Consider the following 6123-nt stretch of genomic DNA (forward strand, 5'->3'; position numbering starts at 1 on the left):
ATATTTTTTAGTATATTACTATGCTATATTTAATCTATTGCATGATTGCAATGATTTAATACCTATTTAATTAAGGATAAACAAATGAGAAACCGTCAACGTTCACGTGAAAACTGTTCATGCCAAGATGACATGGGACCAACTAACGCCATTCAATTCCCTCAACTCAACCAACCGTCACCAGACTTCAATGCGTTAACCACTGATGGTATGAAGTCATTAGCTGACTACAAAGGTAAATGGTTAGTATTATTTTCTCATCCAGCAGATTTTACGCCTGTATGTACTACGGAGTTCATAGCCTTTGCCAATAAAGCTGAAGATTTTCGTACTAGAAACTGTGAATTGCTAGGATTATCTATTGATAGTGTGCATTCGCATATTGCTTGGATGCGTAATATCAAAGAAAATTTTGGTGTAGAGATTACCTTTCCTATTATTGCTGATTTGTCGATGCAGGTTGCCAAATCCTATGGCATGATTCAGCCCGGTGCCAGTGACACCTCAGCAGTACGTGCCACCTTTATCATTGACCCTGAAGGTATATTACGAGCAATGGTCTATTATCCAATGAGTAATGGTCGCTCTGTTGATGAATTCTTACGCTTACTTGATGCCTTGCAAACCAGTGATGGCAACAAAGTTGCTACACCAGAAAATTGGAAAGTGGGGGAGCCCGTCATTGTGCCGTCACCTCGTACCGCTGCAGAAGCTGAAATACGTGCTAATGAAGGCTATGAGTATAAGGATTGGTATTTTAGTAAAAAGTCGCTGTAACAAATATGAATTTGTGAATTAGCGATTAATTTTGAGAAAGTTAAGCCCTGTTAATTAACTAATGAGCCTTGGCTTTCTCAAATATCACTATTTATATTTATGCCACCAAGAGTGGTTATTAGCATCAGCCAGCTGGCATAAAAGAATCGTATGTATCTATGGAGAGAGCATGAAAACCATTATTTTGTCGTTATTCCTTATGTTTGGTATGATTTTTTCTGCCAGCGCGGAAGATTCGTTATCTGTGCCACCACAGGAGGTCTGGAGCCTTGTGCAGGAGCATCCTGATGAGTTGTTGTTTGTTGACGTACGAGATCCTATAGAAATCATGTTTGTCGGCTTTACGGATGCCGTGGATATCAATATTCCTTTTAAGCTAGTTGATCGTACCCAGTTTAATGAAGACAAAGGCAGCTTTGCTATGCAGAGTAACCCAGATTTTGTCAGTGGTATTGAAAAGGCACTAAAGGCTAAAGGGCTTGATAAAGACTCACTCATTGTTACGATGTGTCGTTCTGGTTCCGCACGTGGCAAGCCAAGTGCCGATTATTTAATTTCCCAAGGGTTTTCAAACGTAAAATATATTGATCACGGCTTTCAGGGAACTACAGTAAAAGAGGGTAGGATGAAGGGATTTCGTGTAGTGAACGGTTGGCAAAATGCTGGTTTACCTTGGTCGTCAATGATTAATGCAAACAAGATTAGTAAACCTTGAGCCTTGCTAAGTGCTATATATAGATGGTTATTAGCACAGCATTTATGTTGAATGACTTCTACTACTGTTAATATTAAATCACTAAACGAGGTTTTATTATGATATTTCGACAACTATATGAGCCGCTCTCTAGTACTTATACCTATCTTATAGGAGACGTCAATACAGGACAGGCAGTACTAATCGATCCTGTCATTGCGACGATGGATCGCGACTTAGCTGAGATACACAGATTGGGTCTGACTCTAGCTTATACTATTGATACACATATCCATGCCGACCATATAACAGCCGCTTTGGAGATAAAGCGTGCGGTTGGTAGTAAGATCGCTGCACCTGCCTACGACCGACTGGCATGTGCGGATGTTGGGCTAGAAGAAGGTATCCCATTTGAGATTGATGGTATTAGCTTGCAGCCTTTACATACACCAGGTCATACTGCAGGACATTTTGCTTACTTGTACAATGATCGAGTTTTTACTGGAGATGCGCTACTGATAGATGGGTGTGGTCGCACTGACTTTCAGCACGGTGATGCAGATGCATTGTATCATTCTGTGAGGCAAAAATTGTTTTCTTTGCCGGATGAAACATTAGTTTATCCTGCACATGATTATAAAGAGAGGTTTGTGTCCTCAATCGCGCAAGAAAAAAAGCGCAATCCAAGGCTTGGTGGCGATACAACGATCGAAGAATTTAGAGCTATTATGAATAACTTAGATCTACCATATCCTAAATTTATAGATCATGCAGTACCTGGTAATCAGCAGTGTGGTGTCTGTCCAAATGACTTACCTGATAACCTAGCGGCATACTGTCGTCAGATGGAACATAGTCCTCAAGGGTAATATGCCTTATGCTAGAGAGGTATTAAGCGCTTTTTGTAGTTAAGCGTTTTAATACCTTTATCTATATATAAGTAGAGCGTTAGAATTTTTCTGATGGACGGATAAATAGACTAGAATCGTTAATCATCGCATGCTACTCATAACGACCCCAGTCGCAGAATAAACTGATAATGGCCTAAAGTTCTTAAAACAGTTAGATTTAAGTCATGGTCAGTGCTAGAAGCAGTTAAACCAACCGTTAGGCTTAACATATGAGTCGACCCACCTAATCGCATATATAATACGTTCCTATTGAAAATAAGTAGCTAATAAAAATCAATACCTTCATTTGCCATAGTTATTGGTATGTCCGTTTCAAGACATGCCTCATAACCGCCAGCAATTGAGGCCACTTGCGTATAGCCAATTTCTGCTAGTGACTGAGCTGCTAGCGCCGCGCGTCCACTGCTTTGACAATATAGTAGGATTTCAGTATCAGCACCTTTGATAGCTGGCAGGTCAGAAATTCTGAATTCCAGTATGCCACGAGGTACTGATATTGCACCTTTGATATGGCCCGCAGCATATTCAGCAGGCTCCCTGACATCAATAATGATATCTGCTTTATGACAAGCAACTTGAGCCTGTGCTACAGGTATTTCAGTAATTTGCGCTTTCGCAGCGCTAACTAGGTCATGTGAGGTTTTCATATTAATGCCTTAGAATAGGTGAGTTCATCATATGTTTAAAGTAATTACAAGCCCATTGCCAGCTTGATTAATTGCGCAATAATAAAAATAGTCAAAAACCCTGCTATATACAATCCAATGAACCATGCCCATTGTGTTTCTTTTTTACTAAAATTTTTCATAATGACTTCCTAGTTAGCGTATTAGTCAGCTTGTTAGGCCCAGCTGCCATAATGACTTACAGCAACTGTCAGTTATTGATAATCATGATTAATACATATGCTCATGATCTGTTTTTCCCTTAAAGGTGTAATAGGCAAAAGCAGTATAACTTAGGATAATCGGTAGCATGATGACCGCACCAACAAGCATAAAGGATAACGACGTATCCGCCGCCGCCGCTTCATAAACAGTCATCTGATAGGGAACAATGTAAGGGAAAATAGCAAAACAAACACCGATATAACCCATCAAAAATAACGCGACCGTTAGTAGAAAGGGACGGTACTCTCGCTCACCTGTCAAGTCTTTACGCATCAAGAAGAATAGCAGTAACACAATGATTGGCATCGGAGCTAGGTAGAGGATACCTGGTAAACTGAACCAGCTTTCAATGGCCACGATATCTGAGAGGTACATAAACACCGTTACCACTATCATCGCTGCGACCAAAGCAAAAAGCAGCCACTCAGAAACTTTACGCGCCCATACTTGTAGGTTGTGTTCTGTCTTAATGATTAGCCACGTAGAGCCAAGTAAGGCATAACCAATAATCATCGCAAAGCCGCAGACGATAGAGAAAGGTGTTAACCAGTCGAATGGACCACCACTATATAAACGATTACTGGCTTCTAGACCTTGTATTAAAGCACCCAACATTAGCCCTTGACAAAAAGTCGCTAACACCGAGCCCACAAAGAAGAAACTGTCCCATACATGACGACGTGTTGAGGATTTAAATCGAAACTCAAACGCGACACCGCGCATAATTAGACCGAATAGCATAAAGATAACTGGTAAGTACAAGCCACTCATAACAATGCCATAAGCGACAGGGAATGCGGCAAATAAGCCGCCACCACCAAGTACGAGCCACGTCTCGTTACCGTCCCAAAATGGCGCGATAGAGTTCATGATGCGGCTACGATTTTTGTCAGAGCCAGCAAAAGGAAATAAAATACCACAGCCCAAATCAAAACCATCAAGTAAAACGTATATGAAGACAGATAAGGCAACTAAACCGCCCCAAATTAGAGGTAAATCTAATACATCACCAAAGTTAAACATTAGCGTAACCCCTCATCATCTTTATCGTTTGCAGGCGTATCCAAGTTCTCTGTATTATCACGTTTGAGGCTTTCAGTAGGGTTACTATCCCCACTTAATGTACGACCCTGACCTTCAGTCACAGAATGCTCATAGAAATTATCTTCCGCAGGATCTTCATAAGGTTGTGGGCCTTTAGAGATCAACTTTAGAATGTAGAAGCTACCCGCGCCAAAGACAAAGATATATAGTACGATAAAGCCAATCAAGGTAGTGGCCACTTGTTGGGCAGCTACTGGTGAAATACTCTCAGCGGTACGAATGACACCATATACAGTCCAAGGCTGGCGTCCTACTTCAGTAACGAACCAACCTGAAAGCACTGCAATAAAACCCATCGGGGTCATGACCATCCATGCCCGGTGAAACCACTTGCTTTCAGGGTTGTAATGTTGTTTTTTGAAGTATTTATAGATACTGAACAGGCCGACAAGTACCATCAAGGTACCAATAGCAACCATAATCCGGAATGCCCAAAATACAATGGCGACAGGTGGCTGATCTTCTGGTGCCCAATTTTTAAGTCCTTTGACCTCACCATCTAATGAATGAGTCAGAATTAACCCTGAGACATAGGGAATACTTACTTCGTAATTATTAGTCTGATTTTCTTGATCTGGGATAGCGAATAGACGTAAAGCTGCACCGCGCTCATCTTCCCAAATACCTTCCATCGCGGCAACTTTAGCTGGCTGATGCTCTAAAGTGTTTAGACCATGCTCATCACCGATCAACACTTGAGCTGGCGCAACAAAGATAGCCATAATCATCGCCATACCGAGCATGACTTGACCGTGCTTGCGATTTTCAGTGTGTTTTTTTGATTGAATATAATAAGCGCCAACGCCGCCGATGACAAAAGCAGTCGTTAAGTAGGCAGCCGTTACCATATGTGCAAAACGGTAGGGGAAGGAGGGGTTAAATATAATCTCAAGCCAATTGGTAGGATAGAGAAGACCATCAGCGCCTATCATAAAACCTTGTGGCGTTTGCATAAAGCTATTAGCCGACAAAATCCAAGTAGCTGATATCAGTGTACCAATAGCGACAATCGCAGTTGAGGCAAAGTGCATACGTTTGCTAACGCGGCCCCAACCAAAGAGCATGATACCTAAGAAGGACGCTTCTAAGAAAAACGCCGTCAATACTTCATAAGCTAATAATGGACCTATGACGTTACCGGCTTTATCTGAGAACACCGCCCAGTTAGTGCCGAACTGATAGGACATTACAACGCCTGATACGACACCAAGACCAAAGACTACAGCAAAGATCTTGACCCAATGCTTATAGACTTCAGCATAGATAGGGTTACCCGTTCTAAGCCAACGAAACTCTAGTACCGTTAAAAAACTGGCAAGTCCGATAGAAAAAGCGGGGAAAACAATATGCCATGAAATGACAAAAGCAAATTGGATACGTGCGAGCATCAACGCATCCATCTGATCGATCACAAATGCAGCGAACATAAATGGTTACCTTTGTTTGTTAACTGAGTGGCGCAACCTTCCATGATATGTTTAAGCAACTGTTCGTCCATAAAAGTAAAAAATATTACGGGTAATAGCCAATAGTTATTTAGCTAAAATTATCAATATAAGCTCTTAAAAATTAACAGTCATCTATCTGTTATACGAATGGATTGCTATATGTAGTAGTCGTTAGATAATTATCGATGATATAAAAAATACTATGAAATAAAGATCAAAAAGATAATTAATATTCAACTGTTCTTGTTGATAGTTATTAGTAATATATTTAAATAAATCTGTAGTAATAATACACGATA

7 protein-coding genes are annotated in these 6123 nt (G+C 40.8%); 3 read left to right on the forward strand and 4 right to left on the reverse strand.

Features of this window, described 5'->3' with window-relative positions; translation table 11 throughout:
• The first annotated feature begins 84 nt into the window (after window positions 1-84).
• The 3 genes from QL982_RS13815 to QL982_RS13825 all read left to right on the forward strand — a co-directional run bounded on the left by QL982_RS13815 (window position 85) and on the right by QL982_RS13825 (window position 2340).
• On the forward strand, window positions 85-777 hold the full coding sequence (locus QL982_RS13815; RefSeq protein ID WP_240990591.1) for a peroxiredoxin: 693 nt from the start codon (window positions 85-87) through the stop codon (window positions 775-777).
• 169 nt (window positions 778-946) lie between these two features.
• Window positions 947-1492, forward strand: coding sequence for a rhodanese-like domain-containing protein (locus QL982_RS13820; protein ID WP_201578652.1), 546 nt, complete (start codon window positions 947-949; stop codon window positions 1490-1492).
• Between the two features lie 98 nt (window positions 1493-1590).
• Window positions 1591-2340 (forward strand): MBL fold metallo-hydrolase, encoded by a 750-nt coding sequence (locus tag QL982_RS13825; RefSeq protein WP_201578651.1) that lies wholly within the window; start codon window positions 1591-1593, stop codon window positions 2338-2340.
• A 305-nt stretch (window positions 2341-2645) separates the two neighbouring features.
• Here QL982_RS13825 and QL982_RS13830 read toward each other — a convergent pair whose 3' ends face one another.
• The 4 genes from QL982_RS13830 to QL982_RS13845 all read right to left on the reverse strand — a co-directional run bounded on the left by QL982_RS13830 (window position 2646) and on the right by QL982_RS13845 (window position 5776).
• Complete coding sequence (locus QL982_RS13830; protein ID WP_201578650.1) at window positions 2646-3029, reverse strand: rhodanese-like domain-containing protein; 384 nt, start codon at window positions 3027-3029, stop codon at window positions 2646-2648.
• Window positions 3030-3073: 44 nt separating this feature from the next.
• Window positions 3074-3190 carry a DUF2474 domain-containing protein gene (locus tag QL982_RS13835; RefSeq protein ID WP_201548947.1) on the reverse strand — a complete coding sequence of 39 codons (117 nt, stop codon included), beginning with the start codon at window positions 3188-3190 and terminating at the stop codon, window positions 3074-3076.
• Between the two features lie 88 nt (window positions 3191-3278).
• Window positions 3279-4295, reverse strand: a complete 1017-nt coding sequence (cydB, locus tag QL982_RS13840; protein WP_201578649.1) for a cytochrome d ubiquinol oxidase subunit II — start codon at window positions 4293-4295, stop codon at window positions 3279-3281.
• Complete coding sequence (locus tag QL982_RS13845) at window positions 4295-5776, reverse strand: cytochrome ubiquinol oxidase subunit I (RefSeq protein WP_290165697.1); 1482 nt, start codon at window positions 5774-5776, stop codon at window positions 4295-4297. The genes cydB and QL982_RS13845 overlap by 1 nt, the downstream gene beginning before the upstream one ends.
• Between the last annotated feature and the right edge of the window lie 347 nt (window positions 5777-6123).

Origin of the sequence: Psychrobacter sp. 5A.1, from assembly GCF_030407455.1 — a bacterium.
In the GTDB taxonomy this organism is placed as follows: Bacteria; Pseudomonadota; Gammaproteobacteria; order Pseudomonadales; family Moraxellaceae; genus Psychrobacter.

Excerpts from the sequence above, each read along its gene's own strand:
- QL982_RS13815 (WP_240990591.1), top strand. The coding sequence starts at position 85 with ATGAGAAACCGTCAACGTTCACGTGAAAACTGTTCATGCCAAGATGAC.
- QL982_RS13820 (WP_201578652.1), top strand. The coding sequence starts at position 947 with ATGAAAACCATTATTTTGTCGTTATTCCTTATGTTTGGTATGATTTTT.
- QL982_RS13825 (WP_201578651.1), top strand. The coding sequence starts at position 1,591 with ATGATATTTCGACAACTATATGAGCCGCTCTCTAGTACTTATACCTAT.
- QL982_RS13830 (WP_201578650.1), bottom strand. The coding sequence starts at position 3,029 with ATGAAAACCTCACATGACCTAGTTAGCGCTGCGAAAGCGCAAATTACT.
- QL982_RS13835 (WP_201548947.1), bottom strand. The coding sequence starts at position 3,190 with ATGAAAAATTTTAGTAAAAAAGAAACACAATGGGCATGGTTCATTGGA.
- cydB (WP_201578649.1), bottom strand. The coding sequence starts at position 4,295 with ATGTTTAACTTTGGTGATGTATTAGATTTACCTCTAATTTGGGGCGGT.
- QL982_RS13845 (WP_290165697.1), bottom strand. The coding sequence starts at position 5,776 with ATGGATGCGTTGATGCTCGCACGTATCCAATTTGCTTTTGTCATTTCA.